Annotated in this window: 28 protein-coding genes; 24 read left to right on the plus strand and 4 right to left on the minus strand. The window is 42.8% G+C overall.

Annotation, left to right across the window (positions count from 1 at the left end; translation table 11 throughout):
• The first annotated feature begins 51 nt into the window (after positions 1-51).
• Positions 52-2,553, plus strand: coding sequence for a leucine--tRNA ligase (gene leuS / locus BTU61_RS06870; protein ID WP_200772902.1), 2,502 nt, complete (start codon positions 52-54; stop codon positions 2,551-2,553).
• Between the two features lie 175 nt (positions 2,554-2,728).
• Positions 2,729-3,142, plus strand: coding sequence for a YjdF family protein (locus BTU61_RS06875; RefSeq protein WP_200772903.1), 414 nt, complete (start codon positions 2,729-2,731; stop codon positions 3,140-3,142).
• A gap of 53 nt (positions 3,143-3,195) precedes the next feature.
• Here the strand turns inward: BTU61_RS06875 and BTU61_RS06880 are convergent, their stop codons facing one another.
• From BTU61_RS06880 to cbiM, 3 genes are read right to left on the minus strand one after another with little or no spacing between them, the layout of a single operon-like run.
• Positions 3,196-3,921 (minus strand): energy-coupling factor ABC transporter ATP-binding protein, encoded by a 726-nt coding sequence (locus BTU61_RS06880; RefSeq protein WP_200772904.1) that lies wholly within the window; start codon positions 3,919-3,921, stop codon positions 3,196-3,198.
• Positions 3,922-3,933: 12 nt separating this feature from the next.
• On the minus strand, positions 3,934-4,722 hold the full coding sequence (locus BTU61_RS06885) for an energy-coupling factor transporter transmembrane component T (protein WP_200772905.1): 789 nt from the start codon (positions 4,720-4,722) through the stop codon (positions 3,934-3,936).
• Complete coding sequence (gene cbiM, locus BTU61_RS06890) at positions 4,715-5,698, minus strand: cobalt transporter CbiM (RefSeq protein ID WP_200772906.1); 984 nt, start codon at positions 5,696-5,698, stop codon at positions 4,715-4,717. The genes BTU61_RS06885 and cbiM overlap by 8 nt, the downstream gene beginning before the upstream one ends.
• A 289-nt stretch (positions 5,699-5,987) precedes the next feature.
• On the opposite strand from cbiM, the gene BTU61_RS06895 reads away from it, so the two are divergent.
• The 6 genes from BTU61_RS06895 to glmS all read left to right on the plus strand — a co-directional run bounded on the left by BTU61_RS06895 (position 5,988) and on the right by glmS (position 12,084).
• A complete protein-coding gene (locus tag BTU61_RS06895; RefSeq protein ID WP_200772907.1) occupies positions 5,988-6,437 on the plus strand; it encodes a MarR family winged helix-turn-helix transcriptional regulator in 450 nt (149 codons plus the stop codon).
• A 17-nt stretch (positions 6,438-6,454) separates the two neighbouring features.
• Positions 6,455-6,784 carry a Rossmann-fold NAD(P)-binding domain-containing protein gene (locus BTU61_RS06900; protein ID WP_200772908.1) on the plus strand — a complete coding sequence of 110 codons (330 nt, stop codon included), beginning with the start codon at positions 6,455-6,457 and terminating at the stop codon, positions 6,782-6,784.
• Complete coding sequence (locus tag BTU61_RS06905; RefSeq protein ID WP_200772909.1) at positions 6,781-7,509, plus strand: ATP-binding cassette domain-containing protein; 729 nt, start codon at positions 6,781-6,783, stop codon at positions 7,507-7,509. Before BTU61_RS06900 ends, BTU61_RS06905 begins: the two co-directional genes overlap by 4 nt.
• Entirely contained in the window at positions 7,502-9,022 is a 1,521-nt protein-coding gene (locus tag BTU61_RS06910) for an ABC transporter permease/substrate-binding protein (protein ID WP_200772910.1), read from the plus strand. The genes BTU61_RS06905 and BTU61_RS06910 overlap by 8 nt, the downstream gene beginning before the upstream one ends.
• Positions 9,023-9,296: 274 nt before the next feature.
• Positions 9,297-9,992 carry a gamma-glutamyl-gamma-aminobutyrate hydrolase family protein gene (locus tag BTU61_RS06915; RefSeq protein ID WP_200772911.1) on the plus strand — a complete coding sequence of 232 codons (696 nt, stop codon included), beginning with the start codon at positions 9,297-9,299 and terminating at the stop codon, positions 9,990-9,992.
• A 283-nt stretch (positions 9,993-10,275) separates the two neighbouring features.
• Positions 10,276-12,084 carry a glutamine--fructose-6-phosphate transaminase (isomerizing) gene (gene glmS, locus BTU61_RS06920; protein WP_200772912.1) on the plus strand — a complete coding sequence of 603 codons (1,809 nt, stop codon included), beginning with the start codon at positions 10,276-10,278 and terminating at the stop codon, positions 12,082-12,084.
• 57 nt (positions 12,085-12,141) lie between these two features.
• On the opposite strand, the gene BTU61_RS06925 is transcribed toward glmS, so the two are convergent.
• Positions 12,142-12,999: a 5'-nucleotidase, lipoprotein e(P4) family gene (locus BTU61_RS06925; protein ID WP_200772913.1), complete on the minus strand. Its 858-nt coding sequence runs from the start codon at positions 12,997-12,999 to the stop codon at positions 12,142-12,144.
• Positions 13,000-13,441: 442 nt separating this feature from the next.
• Here BTU61_RS06925 and BTU61_RS06930 point away from each other — a divergent pair, with 442 nt between their 5' ends.
• The 16 genes from BTU61_RS06930 (at position 13,442) to yajC (ending at position 26,059) form a co-directional block, all read left to right on the plus strand.
• Positions 13,442-14,443, plus strand: coding sequence for a uroporphyrinogen decarboxylase family protein (locus BTU61_RS06930; protein WP_200772914.1), 1,002 nt, complete (start codon positions 13,442-13,444; stop codon positions 14,441-14,443).
• Between the two features lie 17 nt (positions 14,444-14,460).
• Positions 14,461-14,661 carry a hypothetical protein gene (locus BTU61_RS06935; protein ID WP_200772915.1) on the plus strand — a complete coding sequence of 67 codons (201 nt, stop codon included), beginning with the start codon at positions 14,461-14,463 and terminating at the stop codon, positions 14,659-14,661.
• A 98-nt stretch (positions 14,662-14,759) separates the two neighbouring features.
• The gene (locus BTU61_RS06940) at positions 14,760-15,761 is read left to right on the plus strand and encodes a uroporphyrinogen decarboxylase family protein (RefSeq protein WP_200772916.1); all 1,002 of its coding nucleotides are present in this window, start codon (positions 14,760-14,762) and stop codon (positions 15,759-15,761) included.
• A gap of 27 nt (positions 15,762-15,788) precedes the next feature.
• Positions 15,789-16,667 carry a transporter substrate-binding domain-containing protein gene (locus BTU61_RS06945; protein ID WP_200772917.1) on the plus strand — a complete coding sequence of 293 codons (879 nt, stop codon included), beginning with the start codon at positions 15,789-15,791 and terminating at the stop codon, positions 16,665-16,667.
• Positions 16,668-16,733: 66 nt separating this feature from the next.
• Entirely contained in the window at positions 16,734-17,426 is a 693-nt protein-coding gene (locus tag BTU61_RS06950) for an amino acid ABC transporter permease (protein ID WP_200772918.1), read from the plus strand.
• Between the two features lie 3 nt (positions 17,427-17,429).
• A complete protein-coding gene (locus BTU61_RS06955; RefSeq protein WP_200772919.1) occupies positions 17,430-18,116 on the plus strand; it encodes an amino acid ABC transporter permease in 687 nt (228 codons plus the stop codon).
• Positions 18,117-18,135: 19 nt separating this feature from the next.
• Positions 18,136-18,900 carry an amino acid ABC transporter ATP-binding protein gene (locus BTU61_RS06960; RefSeq protein WP_200772920.1) on the plus strand — a complete coding sequence of 255 codons (765 nt, stop codon included), beginning with the start codon at positions 18,136-18,138 and terminating at the stop codon, positions 18,898-18,900.
• A 107-nt stretch (positions 18,901-19,007) separates the two neighbouring features.
• Entirely contained in the window at positions 19,008-19,412 is a 405-nt protein-coding gene (locus BTU61_RS06965) for a DUF1310 family protein (RefSeq protein WP_200772921.1), read from the plus strand.
• The gene (locus BTU61_RS06970) at positions 19,405-19,791 is read left to right on the plus strand and encodes a DUF1310 family protein (protein ID WP_200772922.1); all 387 of its coding nucleotides are present in this window, start codon (positions 19,405-19,407) and stop codon (positions 19,789-19,791) included. The genes BTU61_RS06965 and BTU61_RS06970 overlap by 8 nt, the downstream gene beginning before the upstream one ends.
• A 181-nt stretch (positions 19,792-19,972) precedes the next feature.
• Complete coding sequence (locus BTU61_RS06975) at positions 19,973-20,368, plus strand: DUF1310 family protein (protein WP_200772923.1); 396 nt, start codon at positions 19,973-19,975, stop codon at positions 20,366-20,368.
• Positions 20,358-21,953 (plus strand): alpha/beta hydrolase family protein, encoded by a 1,596-nt coding sequence (locus BTU61_RS06980; RefSeq protein WP_200772924.1) that lies wholly within the window; start codon positions 20,358-20,360, stop codon positions 21,951-21,953. The genes BTU61_RS06975 and BTU61_RS06980 overlap by 11 nt, the downstream gene beginning before the upstream one ends.
• Positions 21,932-22,312, plus strand: coding sequence for a type III secretion protein (locus tag BTU61_RS06985; RefSeq protein ID WP_200772925.1), 381 nt, complete (start codon positions 21,932-21,934; stop codon positions 22,310-22,312). Before BTU61_RS06980 ends, BTU61_RS06985 begins: the two co-directional genes overlap by 22 nt.
• Positions 22,313-22,330: 18 nt before the next feature.
• Entirely contained in the window at positions 22,331-22,630 is a 300-nt protein-coding gene (locus tag BTU61_RS06990) for a hypothetical protein (RefSeq protein ID WP_200772926.1), read from the plus strand.
• Positions 22,631-22,989: 359 nt separating this feature from the next.
• Positions 22,990-25,083, plus strand: a complete 2,094-nt coding sequence (locus tag BTU61_RS06995) for an AAA family ATPase (RefSeq protein ID WP_200772927.1) — start codon at positions 22,990-22,992, stop codon at positions 25,081-25,083.
• Between the two features lie 259 nt (positions 25,084-25,342).
• Positions 25,343-25,588, plus strand: a complete 246-nt coding sequence (locus BTU61_RS07000; RefSeq protein ID WP_187539850.1) for a hypothetical protein — start codon at positions 25,343-25,345, stop codon at positions 25,586-25,588.
• Positions 25,589-25,744: 156 nt separating this feature from the next.
• Positions 25,745-26,059 carry a preprotein translocase subunit YajC gene (yajC, locus tag BTU61_RS07005; RefSeq protein ID WP_200772928.1) on the plus strand — a complete coding sequence of 105 codons (315 nt, stop codon included), beginning with the start codon at positions 25,745-25,747 and terminating at the stop codon, positions 26,057-26,059.
• Positions 26,060-26,106: the final 47 nt, after the last annotated feature.

Below are 26,106 nucleotides of genomic sequence, written 5' to 3' on the forward strand. Positions count from 1 at the left end.
AATCGCTTAAAAATGGTATAATAGGAGCATCACGAAAATTGGAGAGACGCTATGAGTTTTTACGATCATAAAGAAATCGAGCCTAAGTGGCAAAAATACTGGGCTGACCATCACACTTTTAAGACAGGAACAGACGCCTCAAAACCTAAGTTTTATGCATTGGATATGTTCCCTTACCCATCTGGAGCGGGTCTGCACGTAGGACACCCAGAAGGTTATACAGCGACGGATATTCTCAGCCGTTTCAAACGTGCACAAGGCTACAACGTCCTTCACCCAATGGGTTGGGATGCCTTTGGTTTGCCTGCAGAGCAATATGCGATGGATACTGGTAATGACCCAGCGGAATTCACAGCGGAAAACATTGCTAACTTCAAACGCCAAATCAATGCGCTTGGTTTCTCTTACGACTGGGATCGCGAAGTCAATACAACAGATCCGAACTACTACAAGTGGACGCAATGGATCTTCACCAAACTTTACGAAAAAGGCTTGGCCTATGAAGCTAAAGTGCCAGTCAATTGGGTTGAGGAACTAGGAACAGCTATCGCCAACGAAGAAGTTCTTCCTGACGGAACCTCTGAGCGTGGGGGCTATCCAGTTGTCCGTAAACCAATGCGCCAATGGATGCTTAAAATCACGGCCTATGCGGAGCGCTTGCTGACTGACTTGGATGACCTTGACTGGCCAGAGTCTATCAAGGACATGCAACGCAACTGGATTGGAAAATCAACTGGTGCCAATGTCACTTTCAAGGTGAAAGGAACTGACAAGGAATTTACCGTCTTTACGACTCGTCCAGATACCCTTTTTGGTGCAACTTTCACTGTCTTAGCGCCTGAGCATGACTTGGTAGATGCCATCACAAGCCCAGAACAAGCTGAGGCAGTAGCGGACTACAAACACCAAGCCAGCCTGAAATCAGACTTGGCTCGTACCGACCTTGCTAAGGAAAAAACAGGGGTTTGGACGGGTGCTTATGCCGTCAATCCTGTCAATGGTAAAGAAATTCCAATCTGGATTGCCGACTATGTTCTTGCTAGCTACGGAACAGGTGCCGTCATGGCCGTTCCTGCCCACGATGAGCGTGACTGGGAATTTGCTAAACAGTTTGGACTTCCAATCGTAGAGGTACTGGAAGGTGGAAACGTTGAAGAAGCTGCTTATACAGAAGATGGCCTTCACGTCAACTCAGACTTCTTGAACGGTCTTAACAAAGAAGAAGCGATTGCCAAAATTGTGGCTTGGTTGGAAGAAAAAGGCTTTGGTCAAGAAAAAATCACTTACCGTCTTCGTGACTGGCTCTTTAGCCGTCAACGTTACTGGGGTGAACCAATTCCAATCGTTCATTGGGAAGATGGGACTTCAACAGCTGTTCCAGAAAGTGAATTGCCACTTGTCTTGCCAGTCACCAAGGACATCCGCCCTTCAGGTACTGGTGAAAGCCCACTAGCTAATTTGACAGACTGGCTGGAAGTGACTCGTGAAGATGGCGTCAAAGGTCGTCGTGAGACCAATACCATGCCACAGTGGGCAGGTTCAAGCTGGTACTACCTCCGCTATATCGATCCACATAACACAGAAAAATTGGCTGATGAGGACCTCCTCAAACAATGGTTGCCAGTCGATATCTACGTGGGTGGTGCAGAACACGCCGTTCTTCACTTACTTTACGCTCGTTTCTGGCATAAATTCCTCTATGACCTCGGTGTCGTTCCAACTAAGGAACCATTCCAAAAACTCTTTAACCAAGGCATGATTTTGGGAACCAGCTACCGTGACCACCGTGGGGCTCTTGTGGCGACTGACAAGGTTGAAAAACGTGACGGTTCCTTCTTCCATGTGGAAACAGGAGAAGAATTGGAGCAAGCACCAGCTAAGATGTCTAAATCCCTCAAGAACGTGGTGAACCCAGACGATGTGGTGGAACAATATGGTGCCGATACCCTTCGTGTCTATGAAATGTTTATGGGACCACTTGACGCTTCTATCGCTTGGTCTGAAGAAGGTTTGGAAGGAAGTCGTAAGTTCCTCGACCGTGTGTACCGCTTGATTACAAGCAAAGAAATCGTTGCGGAAAACAATGGTGCTCTTGACAAGGTTTACAACGAAACCGTTAAATCTGTCACTGAGCAAATCGAGTCCATGAAATTCAACACAGCCATTGCCCAACTCATGGTCTTTGTCAATGCAGCTAACAAGGAAGACAAACTCTACGTGGATTACGCCAAAGGCTTTATCCAATTGATTGCCCCATTTGCGCCTCACTTGGCAGAAGAACTTTGGCAAACAGTGGCAGCAACAGGTGAGTCTATCTCTTACGTAGCTTGGCCAACATGGGATGAAAGCAAATTGGTCGAAGACGAAATCGAAATCGTCGTCCAAATCAAAGGAAAAGTCCGTGCCAAACTCATGGTCGCAAAAGACCTTTCACGCGAAGAATTGCAAGAAGTAGCTCTGGCTGATGAAAAAGTCAAAGCAGAGATTGACGGTAAAGAAATCGTGAAAGTGATTAGTGTACCGAACAAGCTTGTAAATATCGTAACGAAATAAATTTAAAAGTCCTCCAGAGGTAGACTCTGGAGGATTTTTGTATTGCTATATGCTATAATAGTTCCAACTAAGATAAAAACACAGTTCTGGTTGGTAGTCCAGACGTAGGCAAGCCTATCAGTAACCTTCCTCCTTGGTTGTCCATTCTTAGGGATAGATTTAAGGAGGTGCTGTCGTGGAAACAATTTCAATTGGATTGACAGTTTATTTTGAAGATGGATTTTGGCATGGTTTGTTCGAACAAGTGTATCGAGAAACTTATCAAGTTTGTCGTGTGACATTTGGTCAGGAGCCAAAAGATGATGAAATTCTAGAGATCTTACAGACTCAGTTTACTCAATTATCTTTTAGTCCAGAAGCTATAGTTAAGCAACATGTAAAAATCAAGAATCCTAAACGATTACAGCGAATGGTAAGGAAACAAGTAAATCAGAAAGTTTCTTCCAAGTCGAAAGAACTATTGCAGTTACAGTATGAGGAAAGGAAAAAGATTTCAAAACATCAATCTAGTGTCCAAAAGCAATTGCTAAAACAAGAGAAATTTGAACGCAAACAGCAAAAACGAAGAGAGAAGCATAAAGGACGTTAACCCTTGTCTCTCTCATAAAAAAAGCTTCGGTAGGACGTACCTACCGAGGCTTTTTAACATGTAGTGAAGGATTGTTGAATAGCTGGGTCATTTTCCCAATCAGCTCGATCGTAGCTGCCTGTGATGGTGTGTTCTTCAGAAAAGAGGAGGACCCGTTCGACAATCGGTGCGATTTGCTCGAAATGGTGGGAGGAAATCACAATTGTTTTTCCGGCTGTTTTGAGTTCTTGCAGCAAGGCGACAATCAGCTTCTGGTATTTTGGCGAGAGGCCGTTAAAGGGCTCGTCAAATAGCAAGAGACTAGGATTCATGGTGAGGACACTGGCGATAGCGACTAGTTTCTTTTCGCCACCAGAAAGATGGTAGGGAATACGATCTCTCAGGTGTTCAATCTCTAGAAGACCGAGCGTATCCTTGACGCGTTGGTCGACTTCGGACTCGGCTAAGCCTAATTGACGTGGTCCAAAAGCCAGTTCATCATAGACGCTTGTATTGAACAATTGCGTATCGCTGTTTTGAAAAATGAGTCCAACTTGCTGGAAGAGTTGTCCAGCACGATGGGGATCTTTCAAGAAGTCTTGGTCAATGGTCCAGTCCTTGAAGTGGTACTGACCAGACGAGAGGGGCAAGAGCCCAACTAGAATTTTAAAGAGGGTCGATTTTCCAGCTCCGTTTGGGCCCATCAAGCCCACGGTTTCCCCTTTTTGAATCTGGAGTTGAATATCGTGGATACCAGTTTCTTCGGTATAGTGGTAATTTCCATCCTGAATGGTAATCATAGGGCTTCCTTTCTAGCCAAGTAAGGTCGTGAAGGTCGTGAGAGCCACCAATTCCAATAGGAAAAAGACGTCTTCCTTCTTCCAGTGGAAGGCTTCTTTGCGCTTTGTATCCATGCCGTAGCCGCGAAGAATCATCGCTTCGTACACTTCTTTTGTATGGTGTTTGGTGGATAGGTACAAGAGACCAAGTAGGGAGCCAAAGAGATTGAGATTCACTTTTTGTCCAACCGTTCTCAACTGGACGCATTCGATTTGTTGTTGCAAGTGTTTCCCTAAAATATAGCCATACTTGAGGGTGATATCAATGGTTTGCACAAAGGTTTTTGGAACACGCAACTGACGCAGGGCCTCAACCAGTTGCACACTTGTCGTCGTGGCTAGAAAGAGGGAAATATTGAGGACAATCATCCCTGCACGTAGCAAAAAGAGCCCTCCATTTTGAAATCCTTGAAATAAGATGCTAGGCAATATCACAATTGTGGAAATCAACAGCACCTTGAACAGGACCTTAAAGAGGTGGAGTAGGACCTCTCCAGGAAGCATGGCAATGTGCATTAACAAAAGGATACCGATCAACCACAGTTGGATGGGATGGTGGGCGGTCGTGATGAGGATCGCTAAAATTAAAAAGGAAACGAGCCGCATCCAAGACGAGGTTTTGGCCTTGAATGCGGGAGTCGTTTGTTTCATTTTGCCAAGAAAGTGGCGCAATGTTTGAAGATTCATTTGTAAATAGTGATGGCTTTTGGATGCTTCAAGAGTTACTTGCTCTTGATTGAGCCAGTCAGGGAGTTTACGCATGAGAAGTTTTTTCTCCGTTCATTGATCGAATGATTTTACTAATGATATAGAAGATAAGGACGGCTGTCACGGCTGAGAGGATATAGCCGATCGCAATTTTCGTTCCAGGAATGGTGTAATCACTAAACAAGGCTTCAAATGAGAATCCATTTTTGATTCCTGTTGGGACTTTACCATGAAGCAGGCTACCTAATTCTTCGGCAGACCATTCACCAAAGGCTGTTCCGTTTGCGAGGAGTCCAAGTGGGCTGAGTACGATCAAAGCAAGGAGGACCCAGCGAATTTTTTTAACAAATGAAGTTGTATTGACGGTACTTGGTGTGTACAACTCTGCAGGAGCAACTTGTTTTACAAAACGGTAAATGACAACGGTGAAGAAGGCTTCGACCCAACCTGCGACAAGGAGGTGAGCTCCCAACATGGCAGGAACCGTGATACTCAATCCATAAGGATTATAGAGTGGCTGACCAGCTTCTGACGCGATGAGGGGTTGTAATCCCAATTCAACACCAGCTAAGAAGGCGGCAGCATTGATCGAAAGATAAGAGCCGACAATGACGCCAAGCGTTTCCTGATGGTGCTTGCGGAACAAGCTATAAATAGCATAACCAACAAAAGGCATCACAATGGCCATGTTGAAAATATTGGCCCCAAGAGCGAGAATGCCTCCATCTCCAAATAAGAAGGCCTGTAGGAGTAAGGCGACCGTCAGCGCTAGAGATGCCGCATAGGGGCCTATGAGAATGGCAAGAAGGGTTCCTCCAACAGCGTGAGCGGTCGTTCCACCAGGGACAGGAACATTAAACATCATTAATAAGAAGGACAAAGAAGCAGCGATCCCAAGCATCGGAGCTAGCTCTTTGTTTTCTTTTAATTGGACCTTGACTTTTTTGACAGACAAGACAATAACAGGTGCAGCAGCAACCGCTAAAACAGCACAACTTGCAGGACTAAGGTAATTATCTGGTATATGCATAACAAATTCTCCATTAGTATGATTTATTCTCGTTAACAGATTACCACACTCCAAAAACAGGTGTCGATGCAAAACGAGGACAACATTTGTTACTTTTACTAGAAACAAGGCTATTTTACTAAAAGAAAGTGGTAGAAAAGAAGGGATGAACACTACTTTGAAGGCTATAAGGGCTTTTTAAGGTGAATTTAGATAAAATTATTGGTTCCATATCGAAATAGTTGACAGGTGTAATGAACAGTGATACAATGGCTGTGATATTTCGATATAGAAATAAAAAGGAGACAAAATGGACAAGAAGCAAGGGGGCTACCAAGCTTTACAGATACGCTTGTTGAACGGGCGACTGTTTCAAAAACTCTTGAGCAAGGAACCAGATGCCCAATACCGAAGTGAACAGGGGAAAATTTTAACGATTCTGTGGAAGCAAGAATTGGGGTGCGCTACCGCAACTGATATTGCTCTTGCGACAGGTCTAGCCAATAATACATTGACCAGCATGGTTAAAAAATTGGAAGAACAAGGCTTGGTCACGATTCAACCTTGTACGCAGGATAAAAGAAAAAAATATATCTCTTTGACAGACCTAGGGTGGGCGCAAAAAGAAATTGGAGATCGTGTCAGCAAGGAACTGGGTGAGATTTTCTACCAAGGTTTTTCTGACCAAGAAATCCGAGAATTTGAGGCCTATCAAGAGCGGATTATCTCAAATCTAAAAGCTAAAGAGAATGAACTGTAGTAGAGGGGAAAACGCTTATGATTGGAATAACAGGTGTAACAGGGGAATTAGGCTCTTTTGTGGCTGATCTTGTCGATAAGAGAGGAATGGCTTCTATCCATCTGGCAAGAAGCCCAGAGCGTGCAACAGTCTACACGACTGCGGAAATTCGTAAGATGGTGTATGCCAATACTCCAGAGGTGGATGAGGCCTTAAAGGGGATCGATGCCTGGGTCAGCACCTATACATCTATCAAAGTTGGAGAACAAGCTGGGGTTTCAACAGATGTTGAAAACGTTCTAGGGCGTCCAGCAACTAGCCTATTGGATATTCTTAGAGACAGACAACTTATTGAGGAAGAACAATGATTGAATACAAACATGTAGCCTTGCGCTACACAGAAAAAGATATTTTAAAAGATGTCAATCTCCGTATTGAAGATGGAGAATTTATGGTCCTCGTAGGCCCGTCAGGATCTGGAAAGACCACCATGATCAAGATGATCAATCGGCTTCTTGAGCCGACTGATGGCAATATCTACATGGATGAAAAACGCATCAAGGACTATGATGAACGGGAGCTACGTTTGTCTACTGGCTATGTGCTTCAAGCCATTGCCCTATTTCCTAACTTGACAGTTGCGGAAAATATCGCTCTTATTCCTGAGATGAAGGGCTGGGGCAAGGAGCGAGTGGCTTCCAAAACAGTCGAACTTTTAGAAAAAGTAGGTCTTCCAGCTTCTGATTATGCCGATCGAAAACCCCATGAGCTCTCTGGCGGGGAGCAACAGCGTGTCGGAATTGTCAGGGCTATGATCGGGGAACCAAAAATCTTACTGATGGACGAGCCTTTCTCTGCTCTGGATGCCATTTCTCGCAAACAGTTGCAGGCTCTGACCAAAGACTTGCACAAGGAGTTTGGCATGACCACTATCTTTGTGACCCATGATACGGATGAAGCCTTAAAATTAGGTGACCGGATTGCGGTGCTAGAAGAAGGAGAGATTGTGCAGGTGGCCGATTCCAAGACCATTTTAGCCCAACCAGCCAATGATTTTGTCGCAGATTTGTTTGGAGGTGCTCACCATGTCTAAACTACTTACAACCTTTCAAGAGCGTTTTGGGGACTGGCTCACAGCCCTTGGCCAACACCTGCAATTGTCTCTCTTGACCCTTATGATCGCTATTTTCATCGCAGTACCTTTAGCGATTTATCTTAGCACACGTCACCGAGCAAGTAACTGGGTCTTACAGATCGCAGGAATCTTTCAGACCATTCCTTCCTTGGCGCTTCTAGGACTGTTCATTCCCATCATGGGAATTGGAACGCTGCCTGCTTTAACCGCTCTGGTCATCTATGCATTATTCCCGATTTTACAAAATACCATTACCGGTTTACGTGGGATTGATCCCAGTTTAGAAGAAGCGGGGGTCGCCTTTGGGATGACCAAGTGGGAGCGCCTCAAGAAGTTTGAGATTCCTTTAGCCATGCCTGTGATGATGTCAGGCGTGCGAACTTCGGCAGTCATGATTATTGGAACAGCGACTCTAGCGGCCTTGATCGGAGCTGGAGGGCTTGGTTCCTTCATCCTCCTCGGTATTGACCGAAGAAATTATAGCTTAATTTTGATTGGGGCCCTTTCTTCCGCTCTTCTAGCTATTTTGTTCAATAGTATCTTGAAATGGATGGAAAAGGCCAAGTTGCGGACCATTTTTGCGGCTTTTGCTGTCATGGTCCTTGGTTTGGGAGTTAGTTATGCCCCAAGCATACTTCCTCACAAAGAGAAAGAAAAGCTGGTGATCGCAGGTAAATTGGGTCCAGAACCTGAAATTCTCATGAACATGTACAAACTTCTCATCGAGGAAAATACAGACATGACGGTGACGGTGAAACCCAACTTTGGGAAGACCGACTTTCTTTACCAAGCACTGAAAAAAGGGGATATCGATATCTATCCAGAATTTACTGGTACGGTGACGGAAAGTCTCTTGAAGGATAAACCAAAGGTGAGCCACGATCCGAAAGCGGTTTACAAGGTGGCGCGTGATGGGATTCAGCAGCAAGATCATCTGAGCCTCTTGCGACCGATGGCCTATCAAAATACCTATGCAGTGGCTGTGCCAAAGAAAATTGCCCAAACGTATGGCCTCAAGACCATCTCAGATCTCAAAAAAGTAGAAGGTCAGCTGAAAGCAGGATTCTCATTAGAATTTAATGACCGCGAAGATGGAAATAAGGGCCTTCAATCCCTTTATGGTCTGAATCTCAATGTGGCAACCATGGAGCCGGCGCTGCGCTATGAGGCAATTCAGAAAGGAAATATCCAAATTACCGATGCCTATTCAACAGACCCTGAAATTGCTCAATATGATCTAGTGGTTCTGGAAGATGACAAGCAACTCTTCCCTCCTTATCAAGGGGCGCCACTGATGAAAGCTGAATTACTGAAAAAACATCCAGAATTGGAAGGCATTCTTAACAAGTTAGCTGGCAAAATTACGGAAAAGCAGATGAGTCAAATGAACTACCAAGTTGGCGTAGAAGGGAAATTCGCCGCTAAAGTAGCCCGTGACTTTTTGGTTAAAGAAGGGTTTATCAAGAAATAACCAGACGAGGATGGGACAAAAGTCCTAGCCTCTCAATTGTCTTTGAATTTTCGAGCAAGAGAGTGGGCTCTACTAGGCTTATTTCATCAGCTTTTACAGCCNNGAAATCAAATTCTAACGAATGACCGATTTCTGCCCCACTCTCTTTTTGTCTAGTGAGCGGGTGTTGAAGATGGAGAAGCTGGACTTTCTTTTCAAAAACTCTCCGTTGAGTCTCTTTTGAAATTGTGTTACAATATGGCATGAAAATAAATGAAAGTATATGGAAACAAGTATGAAAAAAAGACCAGTGATTGGAATTACAGGAAATGAAAGGCCCTTTCCAGATGATCCAGACGCGAACATGAGTTATGCGGCAACTGGCTTTGTCGAAGCGGTCAAAGAAGCAGGAGGGATTCCCTTGATCCTGCCAATTGGAGATGCCGACTTGGCCAAGCATTATGTCGCAATGATCGACAAGCTCATCATCACTGGTGGACAAAATGTCCTACCAAAGTTTTACGGAGAAGAAATCACCATCGATAGTGATGACTATCTCTTGAAGCGTGATCTATTTGAGCTGGCCTTGATTGAGGAGATACGGATAGCGAAGAAAGCCATTTTTACAGTTTGCCGTGGAACCCAGCTATACAATGTCGCCCTTGGTGGAACCTTGTACCAGGAGATTGAGCACCATTGGCAGGACACCCCCGGTCAATACACCAGCCAAGAGTTGGTGACTGAGGATCAAACGATCCTACATGAAATCTATGGGAAGACCAGTCGCATCAATTCTTTTCATCATCAAAGTATTAAAGACTTGGCAGCCGGCTTAGAAGTGATCGCGCGAGATCCAAAAGATAAGATCATCGAGGCGGTTCAAGCTACTGATGAAAGCCGTTTTCTAGGAGTTCAGTGGCATCCGGAACTGCTGTTTGACAAGAGCCCAGCAGACCGCAAGCTTTTTGAATACGTGGTGAATGAGTTATAAAGAAAAAACTTAGTAGAGTAGAAGATCTGCTAAGTTTTTTAGTGACTGACTTCAAAATCTTCGTGCCGTTCACGCCCTTTGTATCTTAAGGTTTTCTTAACTAGACCAATTTTCTTGAATTTCCTAGTTGACAAACCGAAAGAAGCATTGTATACTGACTCCGCTGGTTATTTTTTAGGTAAATTAGACTAGACCAATTTTTTAAAAAGTAACTGAGAAATCGACCATGAGTCGTTTGACTAAGTAAAGGGGAAAGTATAGCAAGGGCTATATCGTAAAGACTATGTGCGGAATCGTTGGTGTTGTAGGAAATACAAATGCTACGGATATTTTGATTCAAGGACTTGAAAAGCTCGAATACCGAGGCTATGACTCTGCAGGTGTTTTTCTGGCCAGTGAAGGCAAGAGCCAATTGGTAAAGGCAGTTGGACGAATTGCAGAATTATCAGCTAAGGCAGCAGGTGTTGAAGGGACAGCCGGGATCGGACATACCCGCTGGGCAACTCACGGAAAACCAACTGAGGACAATGCTCATCCACACCGTTCAGAGACCGGTCGCTTTGTGTTGGTCCACAATGGGGTTATTGAAAACTACCTTGAAATCAAGGAAGAATACCTAGCAGGTCACCATTTCAAGGGGCAAACCGATACAGAAATCGCGGCCCACTTGATCGGAAAATTTGCGGAAGAAGAGGGCTTATCGACGCTTGAAGCCTTCAAAAAAGCCCTCCACATCATCCGTGGAGCTTATGCTTTTGCTTTGATGGATGCCGAAGATCCAAGCACCATCTACGTGGCAAAAAATAAATCACCACTTTTGATTGGTCTTGGCGATGGTTACAATATGGTCTGCTCGGATGCCATGGCCATGATCCGTGAAACTAACCAATATATGGAAATCCATGACCAAGAATTGGTCATTGTCAAGGCTGATAGCGTTGAAGTCCAAGACTATGATGGACATGTCCAAGAACGGGATAGCTACACGGCTGAACTTGACCTTTCGGATATTGGAAAAGGGACTTACCCATACTACATGCTCAAGGAAATTGATGAGCAACCAACTGTGATGCGTAAACTCATCCAAGCCTACACCAATGAATCTGGTCAAGTAGTGGTAGACCCAGCTATTATCAAAGCGGTTCAAGAAGCAGACCGCATCTATATCCTTGCGGCGGGTACTTCTTACCATGCTGGATTTGCGTCTAAGAAAATGCTGGAAGAATTGACCGATACCCCAGTAGAGCTCGGTATTTCCTCTGAGTGGGGCTACGGTATGCCACTTCTTAGCAAGAAACCACTCTTCATCTTTATCAGTCAATCTGGTGAAACAGCGGATAGCCGCCAAGTATTGGTCAAAGCAAATGAAATGGGCATTCCAAGCTTGACAGTGACCAATGTTCCAGGTTCCACTCTTTCACGGGAAGCGGACATGACGATGTTGCTCCATGCGGGTCCTGAAATTGCGGTCGCTTCCACCAAGGCTTATACGGCTCAAATCGCAGCCCTTGCCTTTCTTGCAAAAGCTGTTGGGGAAGCCAATGGCAATGAAAAAGCCAAAGCCTTTGATTTGGTGCACGAATTGTCGATCGTTGCCCAATCGATCGAATCAACCCTTTCAGAAAAAGAAGTGATCGATGAAAAAGTCCGTGGTTTGTTGGAAACAACCCGCAATGCGTTCTATATCGGGCGTGGCCAAGATTACTATGTTGCCATGGAAGCCAGTCTGAAACTAAAAGAAATTTCTTACATCCAATGTGAAGGCTTCGCAGCGGGTGAGTTGAAACACGGTACTATCGCTCTGATCGAAGATGGTACACCGGTCATCGCCCTCTTGTCTGATCCAGTCCTAGCCAGCCACACACGTGGGAACATCCAAGAAGTGGCAGCACGTGGGGCTCATGTCTTAACCATTGCAGAAGAAAATGTTGCTAAAGAGACAGATGATTTGGTCTTGACAGCGGTTCACCCTTACCTCTCTCCAATCTCAATGGTGGTACCAACTCAATTGATTGCTTACTTTGCAACCCTTCATCGTGGGCTCGATGTTGATAAACCACGGAACCTTGCTAAGTCCGTAACGGTTGAATAAACTTGTCTATATAGAAAAAACATCCTCGTTAGGTTTTTCCTAGCGAGGATGTTTGCTTTATTTGTCAAAACCTTGCAAGGCTTTGAGGCGTTCTTCTGTTTGTCCCTTGGCATCTAGTTTTTTACCTTGGTAAACAGCAGATTCCCATGATCCATACATTGGATTTGGGAAGATGATGAATTTTTCACCAAATTCTTTTTGCAATTCTTCTAATTTCTTATCGCGATCAGCTTCAGAGGTCTTAGAGAAGTCTGCAAAGTCGACCAGATTGTCCCCAAAGAGCAAGACAAGATTGGTTTTTTCTTGTACGGCTTGGCGACGGCCTTCTTTTGATTTGACCCCTTCTTCTAAGAACATGAGGTGGTCACGTCCTTGGACAGGAATGCCTTCTTTTTCAAGATTCTTGATGGTATCATCTACTTGAGAGGTGGTACGGTCAGAAATGTAGTAGATTTGAACTCCGTTTTGATTCGCAAATTGAAGGAAATCTTTGGCACCTGGCACTGCTTTTGCGGCTGCCTTTTTCACCCAAACATCCCAATCTTTAGGATTGAAGGCCGTACCGTCTTTGACGTTTTGAACTTGGTAAGGGCTATTGTCTAAGACAGTTTCGTCCAAGTCTAAAACGATTGAGTAAGGCTTATCAGAAGGCGTTTTTAAGATTTCTTTCAAACGGTCCGTAGCGACATTGTATCCTTGTAAATACAAGGCCTTTGTTTCAGCAGCCTTTTGGTACCAGAGCACCGACATGGTATTTTCTTGCGAGCGCTGTTGGTCATAGGTCAATGTGACCTGATTTTTAGAGCTAGTTGAGTTCGCTTCTTTTGTTTTAGTTGTGTTGCTTCCACAACTGGTCAATAAAATGACAGAAGCAAGAGCAGAAACGATGGTAAAGGTGGTTTTTGTTGTTTTCATAAACCGTAGACTCCTTAAAATTATTCTAAGGAAATTATACTCCTTTCGATTTTGACTGACAAGAAAGAGACAGAGACAGTTCCCGCGATAATGAGGAGACTTGAGACCACAAAATGTTGATCGAATAGGATTCATGGTACCAAAATACCTATTTTTTTATTCTAAAAAGAGGGGTATAGTTTTATGTTATAACCGGATCAAGAAAACAGCAAAGCTGTCTTTTTTTTCTATCATCAAAAAATGGATAAGAATGCGCGCAAGTCTTTATTCGCAAGGACTTGTGCGCTTTTGCTACTCGCTTCAATAAAGAAATTTTAAGGACTTGATAGGGAAAATATATTAGTCAGTGATCTTTCCAGGTGATATCATGGTTACAAATTTCAGAAGTGGTGAGGTAGAACAAAGGCGCTACTCGCCAAGAGTTGAAGGAGGTTGACACATCATGAGTAAAAAAGAGTTGGTTCTTTCTGCCATTCGGGGTGAAGCAGTTGAGCGAATCCCTGTAGGATTTTGGCTCCATTATGTGACCCAAGAAGAAAAAGAGTTGGGTCTAGACAATCCGGCCGTAGTTGAAAAGAGTATTAAAGGACACCAAGAGTATGTTGAAAAAATATCCCCTGATTTTGTCAAGATTATGAGCGATGGCTTTTTCCGCTATCCGAGTGCTCTTTATTCGAGAGAGATCCAATCGATCCAAGAATTGAAGGACATTCAACCGATTGGAGAGCACCATCCTTGGATTGAACAGCAGATTGAAGTCGTCAAGGAGATTCGTTCCCATTTTCATGAGGAGATTGCTTCTTTCTACAATATCTTCTCGCCCATTTCTTATTTGAAACGCTGGTTCCGTACGGATCAATCCCGTGGAGACCAAGTGATTGCAGACTTTCTCAAGGAAGATCCTGAAACCTTGGCCCATGTCCTTGATGTGATCGCAGGAGATATTGCCATTCTTAGTCGTCGCTTGATCCAAGAAGCAGGTGTGGAAGGGATTTACTTCTCCACCCAGCAGGTCCAAGATGAGCGTGTGACGGAGGAAGAATACCGTAAGTTCATTGAACCGAGCAACATCGCTGTCCTAGAGGCGGCTAATGAGGCAGGTGGCATCAATATCCTTCATATCTGTGGCTTTGAAGGAGCCAGCAATGAAGTGGACCTCTTCAAGGATTATCCAGCCCAAGTCATCAACTGGGCAACCCATCATGAAGGCCTGAGCCTAGCAGCAGGTCGCAAGCTCTTTGGGGATCGTGCCGTTTTGGGTGGCTTTGTCAATGGCAAGAACGGCCTGCTCTATCAAGGTGAAAAAGAAGCGATCGAGCAAGAAACGCGTCGCTTGGTGGCAGAAGCGGGAAGCCGTGGCTTAATCCTTGGAGCAGACTGCACGGTACCAGACGATTTCCAATTGGAACGCTTAGATTGGGTACGCCAGGCAGCCGTCTTGTAAGAAGAAAGGAGAGGGAGATGAAAAAAATTCATGTGTGGTGTATCGTGATGACAGTCTTGTTTTTAGTCTTAGGGCTCGCAAAAGCTACTGCAGCAAGTACTCAGGACAAGGCGAAAAAAGATCCAGATATGGCAAGGCTGGAGAAAATCCCAGCCCATAGCCTCTCCCTCATTCGCCCGTCTGATGTGGCAGGCATTCTCCTACTAGATGGCCAGTGATAAAAAAAGATGAAGGCCTTGATAAAAAATATATATTAGTCAAAGCAGGATTGCCGTGTTAAGATAACAAGCAAGAAAAAAGAGAATGAGGTAAGAAGATGTCTACAAAAAGAGAATTAGTGTTAAAAGCATTCAAAGGAGAAGCAGTTGATCGTGTGCCAGTTGGATTTTGGCATCATTTCACGACAGAAGAAGAATGGTTGAAAGGCTTCTCCAATCCTGAAATTATTGAAAAAAATCTGAAGGGTCATAAAAATTTCCTTCACAAGGTCAAACCAGACTTTGTCAAACTCATGAGCGATGGCTACTTTGCTTATCCCAATCCAGCCATTCACAAAGGTCTTGAAAACATCTCAGACTTAGCAGGGATTGAACCCCTCGGGGCCGATCATCCATGGATCACAGAACAGGTCGAATTGGTCAAAAAAATCCGTGCCGGTTTTGAAGAGGACATTGTAGCCATCTACAATATCTTTGCTCCGGTGACCTACTTCAAATGGTTGGTCGGAGAAGTTTCAGGAGGAGATGACTTGATCGCAAACTTCATCGATCAAGATGCTGCAACTCTTAAAAAAGTATTGGATACGATTGGTCAAGATATTGCAAGTTTGAGCCAACGAATCATTAAAGAAGCAGGAGCAGACGGGATCTACCTCAGTGTTCAAAGTATCCAAGATGCGCGCGTGAGCCAAGAAGTGTACAAACAAGTCATTGCGCCAAGTGAACGCCATGTCTTAGAAGCAGCCAATGAAGCCGGTGGGGTCAATATCCTTCATATCTGTGGCTACGAAGGAGCTCGCAATGATATCCACCTCTTCACAGACTACCCAGCCCAAGTCTTTAACTGGGCAGTCGGACCAGAAGGCATCAGCTTGGCAGAAGGACGTGAAATCTTCGGTGGTCGTACCGTCCTAGGTGGTTTTGAAAATGGCAAAAATGGCCTTCTCTACACAGGAGACAAGGCTGCGATTCAAGCAGAAACCAAACGCATCATCGCAGAAACTGGGACCACGGGCTTGGTGATCGGTGCCGATTGTACCATTCCAAGTGACATTGATGAAGAACGAATCGAATGGGTTCGTGAAGCTGCAGCAGAATAAGGAAAATAGAAAGAGGGAGAACAACATATGAGTAAAAAAACATGGATTATCGGTGGAGTGGCAGTTCTTGCCATTGCAGGTGCAACGATTCTTGGACGGAGCTTGAACCATGCAAACGACAGCAAAGGCTCAACAGGATCGAACAAGGTAACCACCTTGAAAGTAGCCCACACGCAAAACTATGTGCCTTACGATTTTGTCGATGAAAAAGGACAATCAGATGGTTATGAAGTAGCTGTTTTGAAAGCCATTGATGAAAAACTGCCAGACTACAAGTTTGAGTACACTGGAACGAGTGATGACGATCTCTTGATCGGCCTAGAGTCTGGTAAATACGATATCGGAACCAAGGGAGCTTGGTATACCGAAGAACGTGCCAAGAAATTTATCATTCCAAAAGAGGCAATCGGAGCCAGTATCATCGGATTTACTGTGAGAAAAGAAGATGCCAAGAAATACAAGAGCATCGATGACTTTGCCAAAGAAAAAGGGAAATTGGTTCCGATCTCCCCACAAAATGCGCAATGGAATGTCATCAAAGAATACAATGAAAAGCATAAGGACCAACAAATCGAATTAACAGCTGCTGAATCGTTCAAAGTGGCAGATGCCTATGCTTGGGTTCTAGAAGGTCGTTATGATGGCTTCTTTGACATCAAGCTTTCCTTTGAAAAAGCTGTCACAGATAAAGAAGGTTCCTACCACCAATATGCCGACAAACTCAGCTGGTTTGCCTATAAAGGAATTCCAACTTACCCATTGATTCATAAGGATAAGAAAAACGAAAAATTTGCGGAAGAATACAGCAAGGCTATCAAAGAATTAGAAAAAGATGGGACACTTGCTAAATTGTCCAAAAAATATTTCGGTGAAGATGTCTTCAGTTATGTAGATAAAGAGAAATAAGATGGAACTGGGTGCGCATAGCCCCAGCTTCCTTATTTCTATCCGGATACAGAAAGGAAAAGAAAGATGGTCTCATACGACATTTCCAAGGTCTGGTCATTTCTTCCAACCTTGGTCCAAGCCTTGCCAGCGACCCTAGCTTTAATGCTGTTAACGACGGTTCTTGGTTCTGCTTTTGGCTTGGTTTTGACCTGGGCACAGGTATCAGAAGATAAGGTAGGAGCAGGTCTTGCAAAAGGCTATGTCTTTACCTTGCGCTGTACCCCTCCGATTGTCTTGCTCTTTTTGGTCTTTTATGGACTCCCCCAATTTTTGAACTGGTGGTTAGGCATTGACATTGATCACTGGTCCAAGTTTGTCTTTGTCCTTGTAGCCATGTTTCTTCTCTTTGCTGCTATGATCTCTGAGGTCTTCAAGGCCGCTTATTTGGCCATTCCAAAAGGACAGATGGAAGCAGGATTGAGTATTGGCTTGACGCCAGCTCAAACCATTTGGCGCATTGTCCTTCCCCAAGCCTTTCGTGTAGCTCTTCCCAATATGACGACTGCCATCTTGAACCTTATGCGCGATGCCGCTTTGGCTTATACCATTGGCTTTATCGATATCATGGGAGCAGGAAATAACTTGATCAGCCGCAATCTTGGGAACTATTCCCTCGAGACCTATACAGCTGTAGCAGTGATCTACTGGGCGATTGCCCTTGTAATCTCCTTCTCCGCTCAACTCCTTGAGAAACGACTCAGTGTAACAGAAAGGTAGCTTATGGATTTTAATTTTATTAGTAAAACATTTCTAGCCACCTTGGGTGGTGTTCCAGTGACCCTTCTGATCATGGTTGTGTCGATCCTCTTGAGTTTTTTTCCAGCCCTCTTTTTGGCGCTCGGTCAGATCTATAAGGTCAAAGGGGTCCGCAGTTTCTCAGTGATTTACTTAGCCTTTATTCGCGCGACACCTCCGATTCTCTTGATTCTCTTCTTTTATAGTCTCTTTCCTAGTCTCTTAAATAGCTTTTTTAAGAGCATTGGTAGCCACTTTAATGTCTTTGAGATCAATCCCATTTACTATGCCTTTATCATTTTTAGCCTGATGACAACAGGAAGTCTGGCTGAAATTCTCCGGTCAGCCATTCTGACGGTGGATAAGGGCCAGCTAGAAGCAGCGCAAGCCATCGGTTTGACCAACCGCCAAGCCTATATCCGCATTGTTTTTCCACAAGCCTTGCGTGCAGCCCTGCCCAATCTGTGTAACCTGGTCATCAACTTGGTCAAAGGAACCTCTCTTGTCTTTGTCATGACCATCAAGGATATCACCGCCATTGCCAAGGTTGAAGCCTCTTATGGCTATCAATATTTTGAATCCTATCTCGTGATTTTTATTCTTTATATTGTCATTTGTGGCCTGATTCAGTGGGGATTTAATCTCTTGGAAAAACGCCTGACACTCGCATAGAAGAAGGAGAAATGAAAAGATGTTAGAAGTAGAACACGTATCGAAAAAATTTAAGGACCACCAAGTCCTGGTAGATGTCAATCTCAAGGTTAATCAAGGGGACGTTGTCGTCATTTTGGGCCCATCTGGATCAGGAAAAACAACCTTCCTTCGCTGCCTCAACCACTTGGAAAAGGCGGATACCGGTCACTTAACCCTAGGTGGAAAAGCATATGACCTCTCCAGACTCAGTAAAAAGGAAATTTTAGAAATCCGCCAAAAGACAGCCTTTGTCTTCCAGCATTACAATCTCTTTGCCAACAAAACAGCACTTGAAAATATCTTGGAAGGATTGATTGTAGCTCGTAAGATTCCAAAAGAAGAAGCCATCCAACGGGCGGAATCCGCCCTTGAAAAAGTTGGTCTCCTCGCTTACAAGGATTACTATCCTTCTCAATTATCAGGTGGTCAGCAGCAACGGATCGGAATCGCACGTGCCATCGCAGTCAAGCCAGATGTGATCTTGCTGGATGAGCCGACTTCAGCGCTAGACCCAGAATTGGTTGGGGATGTCTTAGATGTCATGAAACAATTGGCTCAAGAAGGAGTGACCATGGTTGTCGTGACGCATGAGATGAGCTTTGCGCGTGATGTGGCCAACCATGTCATCTTTATGGATGGCGGGCACATCATCGAAGAAAATGAACCGCATGAATTTTTCAACAGTCCAAAAGAAGAACGAACCAAACAATTCCTATCACGGATTCTATCCGACGCCACTTATAGTGTCGAATACATGATTTAACAAGCGACACACCTATGTAGGGTGTGTTTTTTAGGTTCTGGAAAAAATTTTTAAAAATTAGGTCATTTTTTAAAAATTATTACGAATAATATAAGTGAGAGGGAAATATGACTGATAAAAAACAACGATTTGTACTACTATTCTTACTGACTTTGTTTCTAGGAGGATGTAGCCTTTTTATAAATCAATCCGCTCAGAGGCGAGAAATGCTAGATATTGCAGAGAGTAAGCAATCAAAAATAGTTCTCGAAAATATATTGAGACAAGAAGATCCCCATGCATTAACAGCAAAGGGAATTGTAAAGTCATATAAAATCAACAAAGACCGACTGAGGTACAACTCTATGGGAGGATTGACGATAGAAATGGTGATTAACAATGATGAGAATTTAACTATTACGACAACCTTAACACAAGAGGATGATGGCCATCTAGAACAAAATGGAGTGGTCATTTCAGGGGAATTATCCAAGAAATTAGTAAATAATAAGGGCTTGCTTGAGAATGAATAAAAGATACAGCATAGTTGTAATCATGGTCCTATTGAGCCTACTTCCAAGTGGCTGTAGGCTCATTACCGGACACTCCACCAATAATCAAGAAATGATTGAGATCGCTGAGAGTCAGAAGATGAAAGTGGCAGTCGAAAATCTGTTAAACAAATTAGATCCAAAAGCCCTTACACCAGAGGGAAAAATTAAAACTTATAAAATTTCGAAATCTGACTTGGATTACAATCCAATGGGAGGGCTAATGATCAAAATTATTATAAATGATAACGAAGATTTATTATTAAATACAACTATCCAAGAGGACTCGACAACTGGTGAGTATGAAGAAACGTATCTTAGTAAAACAAAAGAGTTAAATGACCTTCTAACTATCCAATAATTTAAACAAATTTTTCTAAAATGTAAAACTGTAGATTTTATCTAGACTGAACCTGTATATTACATCAATAAGTAGTGCTTGTAACCTTTTAGCAATGTTTTTTAACAAAAGTAACATTTCAGACGTTGATGGAATTTTGTATAATAAATTTTAAGAAAACTAGAGAAAGAAATGGGAAGAAATGAAAAAAAGTAAATTAATTGTATTGGTATTGGTAGTATTTGGTCTGAGTATAGGAGGCTGTAGTCTCATTACCGGACACTCCACCAGAAAGCAAGAAATGATTGAGATCGCAGAGAGTCAGAAGATGAAAGTGGCGATTGAAGAATATTTAAAAAACCTGGATTCAGAGGCATTAACTCCAAATGGTAAAATAAAGTCTTATAGAATTTTAAAAGATAAATTAAAATATAATCCAATGGAAGGGATTAATATTGCGATTGTTATAAATAATGATGATAAGTTAATTGTTGATATGGTAGTGATAGGAAGGGAATCAGGATCATATCATGTTGCAGCATCCAGCACACCTACAGAGTTGGACGAACTTTTAGAAGGAAAATATTATGGACAATAATTCTATAGATTCAGATTATCTACATAAGGAAATAGCATTATTAGAATATGCGTCATTAGAAATTGGTAAAAAATTAACTATTGAAAAAGGAAAATATTATATTGGCCATACTGCTCACATCTATGATAATGTCAACGGACATGAAGAGCAGGTCTTTGTTCTTACAAATAATGGTCAAGGTGAAAAACAAAAAGCAGTTCCTTATGATGCCTCCGATGAAGCACGTGCTCAAGTTCAAGATGTTACGGTTTTGATGAAGGGATCTGAAACCGGAATGGATCCAGGAAAATTACGCCATGATACCATTACCGATTGGCTAGGGACAGATTTACCAACAGCTATTCAGATACTGACTCCTGGTGGTGCTAGCAATCATGTAACGGAGTATGCGAAGAAACTTGCGCGAGAAAAGGGTAAGGATTATTTTAATAATACTGTTGAAGCTTTTGAAGATGCGATTCTTCCGAACTCTTTGGCTCTTCCACCAGATGCTACGCCCTTAGGTAGGTTTTGGAAAAAAGTGCTGGATAATCCTGTCAGTAATTTCGTACAGGAAAAAGCATCAGATGCGGTCGGCTATTTTGCGGAAAGAACGGTTGAAGAACAGCTTCGATTTTCTTCTTTAGTAGGAGCTGCTCTTTTTAAAAAATACAATGACAAAAATGGTACATTTCCACCTCCGCAATTCAAAGATGCTGCAACTCATTTGAAAGAGGTGATTCAAAAATACCCAAATGCCAAGATTGATCTATACGGTCACTCTCTGGGATCCATGGATATTCAGTATGCTCTCGCCTGCTTGACGGAAGAGGAAGCTGCTCACGTTGGAACTGTCCATGTATACAATGGCCCGAATATTTACAATATATTAACGTCTGAGCAGAAAAAACGGTTAGATGCTCTCAAATACAAGATTTATAATCATATTGACCATAAAGATTTAGTTAGCCTTGGATATCTGGATTCTGGAAGTCAGGGATCTAGTGGGATCGTCAAGCACCTCAAAACAAAAAATCTAAAAAATACGGGCCTTCAGCACATGATGCATGGCTATATCTATGATCAGAATGGAAATCTGGTCCTTGAAAAGGGAACAGAAGCCATCACTCGGAAGGAAATCATTGAAGAGCGGATGAAGGTTTATTACCGCCTGAAGGATAAATTAGAAAAAACAGGTGGTGGTCTCAGTTCGAATGAGAAAATTTATCTGGACGCTTTGCAGACACGATTGGCCGCAGATGAGCTGATTCGCGTAGTAGATGAAGGGTTGGATCAAGCTCAGAAGCTAAAAACACACCTGGCTTCAGATTTAGAAAATGTGGAGAAGGCCTTACATACCGTTCCAAGTGGCCTTATCCTCAGTCCAACCGAAATCGAGGAAGCCTATGCAACAGCTGGTGCGACAAGACAAACACTCGTCACAGAAGTGAAGGAAAAGTTCGACAGACGTTTGTCTACCTATCAGTCCTTATCTCAGGAATTTCATACCTTTAAAGAACAAGTGAATTCAGGTATTGAGCTCTTGAAGGCAAAAGATCAAGAAATAGCAGGAGAAATGAATCAGTGGGATCAACTAGCCTATTAATCCAGTCATCTCATTCAAAAAAGGAAAGTACACTAGATCGTTTAGAAAGAGATTACCATCAAGCACGCTTGGAGCTAGATGCAAAACGCAATCTACTCGAAAAAAAGCAACAACAGTTCACTCAGATGCTGGAAGAGGAATATGCCATGGCAGCCTCCTTTTTACAAAAGCAAGAATTGGATGTGGAATGTGAATGGCGGGCCCTGAATCACTGCATAGAACTGTATGATCTAGAGGCAAGAGAAGCCTCGCAAGCCTGTTTGAGACAGATTGAAGCTGAGGAGGAAAGCTTGTGGCAGTCTTATCAAAAAGAGAGACGCCAATTGGAAGAAAAAATAGAGCGAGAAACAGATCAATAATCGAGAAGGGGAGAAAATATGGGAGATCAGTTGGTTAAAGATTTTTTTGATTTAGACATGAAGGAAAAAATGCAACTCATCGAAAGTCGGAAGAAAATTGAAAAAGAGTTGGTACGAATGGTCTATGCACCAGTCTTAATGATGTATACATCGGGGCTTGAACGGCAGTACAACCGTGATTTAAATGGAATTGTATCAGCTGCTAAAGAAGATATCCAGGTTGTTGGCAAACAAATAGACCAGTCGGTAACTGGACAATTTGCTAAATCTGTCAAGACCACGATCGAAGAAAAAACTAAAAAGTTTAGTTCGATCTAATTGAATTCCTTGTCAGAAGAAAGTATCTGGATTTGCATCCAGATTTTTTAACAAAAAGTAAAAATTTATGTAAAAAAGTATTGACAAGGTTTCTTTTCTATATTATAATAATTTATGTAAACAAATAGTAATCAAAAGCTAAGAGTTTACAAGATCAATAGTGTGAAAGGAGATTGTGTGATGCTATTTCCAAAACTAAGACAACTAATTGATAAAAGGAAGAATAGAAACGGATAGCCCTTGAGGCTATTATTAAAACGAAAACAAAAAATTATGTAAACAAATAAATAAAAAAGCAGTCATTTGGTCTGCTTATTCCTAAGAATAAATAAAAATTATGTAAATTAGAGGTGACAACTATGAATAACAACTTTAACAATATGGATGATCTTTTCAATCAACTGATGGGAAACATGGGTGGTTTCCGTTCGGAAAGCCGTCGCTACATGATCAATGGTCGTGAAGTGACACCGGAAGAATTCGCCATTTACCGTCAAACAGGTCAACTTCCAGCTGATGGTAGTGAACAAGCTCAACACAGCCAAGCTAAAGGCATGAAGCAAGATGGGATTCTTGCAAAACTTGGTCGTAACTTGACCCAAGAAGCACGTGAAGGCAAATTGGATCCGGTCATTGGACGTAACAAAGAAATTCAAGAAGCTGCGGAAATTTTGTCTCGTCGTACCAAGAACAATCCGGTCCTTGTTGGGGATGCCGGTGTAGGTAAAACTGCAGTAGTAGAAGGTTTGGCTCAAGCTATTGTGAACGGTGATGTCCCAGCTGCCATCAAGAACAAAGAAATCATCTCGATTGATATTTCTGGTTTGGAAGCTGGTACGCAATACCGTGGTAGCTTCGAAGAAAATATCCAAAACTTGATCCAAGAAGTCAAGGCAATGGGAAATGTCATTCTCTTCTTTGATGAAATCCATCAAATCCTTGGTGCAGGGAGCACAGGAGATGGTCAAGGATCAAAAGGCCTTGCAGATATTATCAAGCCTGCCCTTTCACGTGGGGAATTGTCCGTAATTGGGGCAACGACCCAAGACGAATACCGCAACACCATCTTGAAGAATGCGGCTTTGGCTCGTCGTTTCAACGAAGTTAAGGTCAATGCGCCGTCTGCAGAGGATACCTTTAAGATTCTCCAAGGAATCCGTGACCTTTACGAAAAACACCACAATGTCATCTTGCCGGATGAAGTCTTGAAGGCAGCAGTTGACTATTCTGTCCAATACATTCCACAACGGAGCTTGCCTGATAAAGCGATTGACTTGGTCGATGTGACAGCTGCTCATTTGGCAGCCCAACATCCAGTAACAGATGTGCACGCTGTAGAACATGAAATCGAAGCTGAAAAAACGAAACAAGAAGAAGCTGCGGCAAAAGAAGATTACGAAGCGGCTTTGAAGGCAAAAGTACGCATCGAAGAGTTGGAAAAGAAAATTGCCAACCATACAGAAGACCATAAGGTGACAGCAACGGTCAACGATGTTGCAGAATCAGTAGAACGGATGACCGGTATTCCAGTATCACAAATGGGTGCAACGGATATCGAACGTTTGAAAGAAATGGGTCATCGTTTGCAAACCAAGGTCATTGGTCAAGACAAGGCTGTAGAAGCAGTAGCGCGTGCCATCCGTCGGAACCGTGCAGGCTTTGACGAAGGGAACCGCCCAATCGGTAGCTTCCTCTTTGTAGGTCCTACTGGTGTCGGTAAGACTGAGTTGGCTAAACAATTGGCTCTAGATATGTTTGGTACCAAAGATGCGATCATTCGTTTGGATATGTCAGAATACAGCGACCGCACAGCTGTTTCTAAATTGATCGGTACAACAGCTGGTTATGTTGGTTATGATGACAACAGCAATACCTTGACAGAACGTGTTCGTCGTAACCCTTACTCTATCGTCCTTCTGGATGAAATCGAAAAGGCTGATCCTCAAGTGATCACCCTTCTCCTCCAAGTCTTGGATGATGGTCGTTTGACAGATGGTCAAGGAAATACCGTCAACTTCAAGAATACAGTGATTATCGCTACTTCAAACGCTGGCTTTGGTTACGAAGCGAATTTGACAGAAGATGCGGACAAACCAGAACTCATGGATCGGTTGAAACCATACTTCCGCCCAGAATTCCTCAACCGTTTCAACGCTGTGATTGAATTCTCTCACTTGAGCAAGGAAGACCTTTCGAAGATTGTGGATTTGATGTTGGTAGATGTCAATAAGACCCTTTCTAAGAAAGAAATTGACTTGGCTGTGAGCGAAGCTGCCAAAGCTTATATGACCGAAGAAGGATATGATGAAGTCATGGGTGTTCGTCCACTCCGCCGTGTGGTTGAACAACAAATCCGTGACAAAGTTACCGACTTCCACTTGGATAACTTGGATGCTCAACATCTAGAAGCCGATATGGAAGATGGAGTACTGGTTATTAGAGAAAAAGAATGACAAAAGAAGAAGGAACAGATCAATAAATCTTATCCTTTAAGATTTGCTGATGAAAATGAAGACTGCTATACCATAGCGGTCTTTATTTTTTCTTCCCACCTAGGGGAAATTATTCGCTGATTTAGGGTAAATTTCACTAATTTGGGCTAAAAAAACATCAATAATTAGTGAAAATTATAGTATTTGAGCACAAATATTAATAAATAAAGAAAATAAGTATATAATCTATACAAGAAAAAAATTGAGGAATGGGAGAACAATGAACAATTCAATGGATATCTACTCAACTCCAGAATATAGAAAGGTAGAAGCCGTTGTTCAGCTGATGGTGGATGGACGCTTGACGAGTTACCGTGTTGCTACTGAAACCAATATCAGTAAAATGAGCTTGGCGACCTTAACCAAGGGAACGAGTAAGATTAAAAATATCACCTATCAAACCGCATTGGCCTTGATTGATTGGTATGAAGAAAATCATGAAAAGTATGGCATTACAATTGACTAATTAGTCGCCCACTTTTCGTGGTTTTTCTTTTTGCTTTAGCTTTGGTTCCATCCTTGAAACAATGGGTGAATTTTTGCGGAAATAGATGGGAAAGCTTGAAAAGACAAGCAAAATTTGATATAGTATACCATATATTGAAAATTTAAGGAGAAAGATATGCCAAACGCAAGTTTTCTGATTGTTCTCATTGCCATGTTTGCTTTGATGTTTTTCATGAGTCGTAGCCAAAAGAAACAATATCAAAAGCGGATGGAAAGTTTGAATAAACTTCAAAAAGGAAATGAAGTCATCACAATTGGTGGTTTGTATGGAACAATCGATGAAGTGGACACAGACCGTAAGACGGTTGTCTTGGATGTAGATGGTGTCTACCTGACCTTTGAATTGGGAGCCGTTAAAACAGTTCTTCCAGTTTCAGAAGGATCAGCAGAATCTACCACAGAAGAATCTGATTCAGCATTCGAACAATAATCATCTAGAGAGTGGGACAGAAATCGGTCATTCGTTAGAATTCGATT

The organism is Streptococcus lactarius (genome assembly GCF_016642265.1).
Lineage (GTDB): Bacteria > Bacillota > Bacilli > Lactobacillales > Streptococcaceae > Streptococcus > Streptococcus lactarius.

Excerpts from the sequence above, each read along its gene's own strand:
- BTU61_RS06930 (WP_200772914.1), top strand. The coding sequence starts at position 13,442 with ATGAGTAAAAAAGAGTTGGTTCTTTCTGCCATTCGGGGTGAAGCAGTT.
- BTU61_RS06935 (WP_200772915.1), top strand. The coding sequence starts at position 14,461 with ATGAAAAAAATTCATGTGTGGTGTATCGTGATGACAGTCTTGTTTTTA.
- BTU61_RS06970 (WP_200772922.1), top strand. The coding sequence starts at position 19,405 with ATGAATAAAAGATACAGCATAGTTGTAATCATGGTCCTATTGAGCCTA.
- BTU61_RS06945 (WP_200772917.1), top strand. The coding sequence starts at position 15,789 with ATGAGTAAAAAAACATGGATTATCGGTGGAGTGGCAGTTCTTGCCATT.
- BTU61_RS06975 (WP_200772923.1), top strand. The coding sequence starts at position 19,973 with ATGAAAAAAAGTAAATTAATTGTATTGGTATTGGTAGTATTTGGTCTG.
- BTU61_RS06990 (WP_200772926.1), top strand. The coding sequence starts at position 22,331 with ATGGGAGATCAGTTGGTTAAAGATTTTTTTGATTTAGACATGAAGGAA.
- BTU61_RS06900 (WP_200772908.1), top strand. The coding sequence starts at position 6,455 with ATGATTGGAATAACAGGTGTAACAGGGGAATTAGGCTCTTTTGTGGCT.
- BTU61_RS06950 (WP_200772918.1), top strand. The coding sequence starts at position 16,734 with ATGGTCTCATACGACATTTCCAAGGTCTGGTCATTTCTTCCAACCTTG.
- BTU61_RS06955 (WP_200772919.1), top strand. The coding sequence starts at position 17,430 with ATGGATTTTAATTTTATTAGTAAAACATTTCTAGCCACCTTGGGTGGT.
- BTU61_RS06960 (WP_200772920.1), top strand. The coding sequence starts at position 18,136 with ATGTTAGAAGTAGAACACGTATCGAAAAAATTTAAGGACCACCAAGTC.
- BTU61_RS07000 (WP_187539850.1), top strand. The coding sequence starts at position 25,343 with ATGAACAATTCAATGGATATCTACTCAACTCCAGAATATAGAAAGGTA.
- BTU61_RS06940 (WP_200772916.1), top strand. The coding sequence starts at position 14,760 with ATGTCTACAAAAAGAGAATTAGTGTTAAAAGCATTCAAAGGAGAAGCA.
- yajC (WP_200772928.1), top strand. The coding sequence starts at position 25,745 with ATGCCAAACGCAAGTTTTCTGATTGTTCTCATTGCCATGTTTGCTTTG.
- cbiM (WP_200772906.1), bottom strand. The coding sequence starts at position 5,698 with ATGCATATACCAGATAATTACCTTAGTCCTGCAAGTTGTGCTGTTTTA.
- glmS (WP_200772912.1), top strand. The coding sequence starts at position 10,276 with ATGTGCGGAATCGTTGGTGTTGTAGGAAATACAAATGCTACGGATATT.
- BTU61_RS06895 (WP_200772907.1), top strand. The coding sequence starts at position 5,988 with ATGGACAAGAAGCAAGGGGGCTACCAAGCTTTACAGATACGCTTGTTG.
- BTU61_RS06925 (WP_200772913.1), bottom strand. The coding sequence starts at position 12,999 with ATGAAAACAACAAAAACCACCTTTACCATCGTTTCTGCTCTTGCTTCT.
- BTU61_RS06995 (WP_200772927.1), top strand. The coding sequence starts at position 22,990 with ATGAATAACAACTTTAACAATATGGATGATCTTTTCAATCAACTGATG.
- BTU61_RS06980 (WP_200772924.1), top strand. The coding sequence starts at position 20,358 with ATGGACAATAATTCTATAGATTCAGATTATCTACATAAGGAAATAGCA.
- BTU61_RS06905 (WP_200772909.1), top strand. The coding sequence starts at position 6,781 with ATGATTGAATACAAACATGTAGCCTTGCGCTACACAGAAAAAGATATT.
- BTU61_RS06910 (WP_200772910.1), top strand. The coding sequence starts at position 7,502 with ATGTCTAAACTACTTACAACCTTTCAAGAGCGTTTTGGGGACTGGCTC.
- leuS (WP_200772902.1), top strand. The coding sequence starts at position 52 with ATGAGTTTTTACGATCATAAAGAAATCGAGCCTAAGTGGCAAAAATAC.
- BTU61_RS06965 (WP_200772921.1), top strand. The coding sequence starts at position 19,008 with ATGACTGATAAAAAACAACGATTTGTACTACTATTCTTACTGACTTTG.
- BTU61_RS06885 (WP_200772905.1), bottom strand. The coding sequence starts at position 4,722 with ATGCGTAAACTCCCTGACTGGCTCAATCAAGAGCAAGTAACTCTTGAA.
- BTU61_RS06915 (WP_200772911.1), top strand. The coding sequence starts at position 9,297 with ATGAAAAAAAGACCAGTGATTGGAATTACAGGAAATGAAAGGCCCTTT.
- BTU61_RS06880 (WP_200772904.1), bottom strand. The coding sequence starts at position 3,921 with ATGATTACCATTCAGGATGGAAATTACCACTATACCGAAGAAACTGGT.